This is a genomic window from Isoptericola sp. NPDC060257 (assembly GCF_042726645.1).
Taxonomy (GTDB): domain Bacteria; phylum Actinomycetota; class Actinomycetes; order Actinomycetales; family Cellulomonadaceae; genus Isoptericola; species Isoptericola nanjingensis.
On record NZ_JBHXAW010000513.1, the window covers coordinates 1 to 1109 of the forward strand.

1 protein-coding gene is annotated in these 1109 nt (G+C 69.1%); it reads left to right on the top strand.

Going from position 1 to position 1109, the window contains the following annotated elements; all coding sequences use genetic code 11:
* On the top strand, positions 1 to 1094 hold a 1094-nt coding region (locus tag ACFWEK_RS21785), incomplete at its 5' end, for a S1 RNA-binding domain-containing protein (RefSeq protein WP_430555403.1).
* Positions 1095 to 1109: the final 15 nt, after the last annotated feature.

Consider the following 1109-nt stretch of genomic DNA (forward strand, 5'->3'; position numbering starts at 1 on the left):
CCGTCATCGAGGTCGTCAAGGGCGGCCTCATCCTCGACATCGGTCTTCGTGGCTTCCTCCCCGCCTCCCTCGTGGAGATGCGTCGCGTCCGCGACCTCGCGCCGTACGTCGGCAAGGAGATCGAGGCCAAGATCATCGAGCTCGACAAGAACCGCAACAACGTGGTCCTGTCGCGCCGTGCCTGGCTCGAGCAGACGCAGTCCGAGGTCCGCTCCACCTTCCTGCAGACGCTGCAGAAGGGCCAGGTGCGCCCCGGTGTCGTCTCCTCGATCGTCAACTTCGGTGCGTTCGTGGACCTGGGCGGCGTCGACGGCCTGGTGCACGTCTCCGAGCTGTCCTGGAAGCACATCGACCACCCGTCCGAGGTCGTCGAGGTGGGCCAGGAGGTCACCGTCGAGGTGCTCGACGTCGACCACGACCGCGAGCGCGTCTCCCTGTCGCTGAAGGCGACGCAGGAGGACCCGTGGCAGACCTTCGCCCGCACGCACGCCATCGGCCAGGTCGTGCCCGGCAAGGTCACGAAGCTCGTGCCGTTCGGTGCGTTCGTCCGCGTCGAGGACGGCATCGAGGGCCTGGTGCACATCTCCGAGCTGGCCGTCCGCCACGTCGAGCTGCCCGAGCAGGTCGTCAGCGTCGGTGCCGAGGTGTTCGTCAAGGTCATCGACATCGACCTCGAGCGTCGCCGCATCTCGCTGTCGCTCAAGCAGGCCAACGAGGGCATGGACCCGGAGTCCGAGGACTTCGACCCCGCGCTCTACGGCATGGCTGCCGAGTACGACGAGAACGGCGAGTACAAGTACCCCGAGGGCTTCGACCCGGAGACCAACGAGTGGCTCGAGGGCTTCGAGACGCAGCGCGAGGCCTGGGAGGCGGAGTACGCCAAGGCGCACGCCCGCTGGGAGTCGCACCGCGAGCAGGTCCGTGCGGCCATCGCGGCGGACGCCGACGCGGCCGTCAACGACGCTGTCCCGAGCGGCAGCTCGAGCAGCTCGTCCTCGTCCTACTCGTCGGCCCCGCCGGCGCAGGAGGCCGCGGGCACGCTCGCCTCGGACGAGGCGCTCGCCGCGCTCCGCGAGAAGCTCACGGGTAACTGATCGGCGACTGACGCC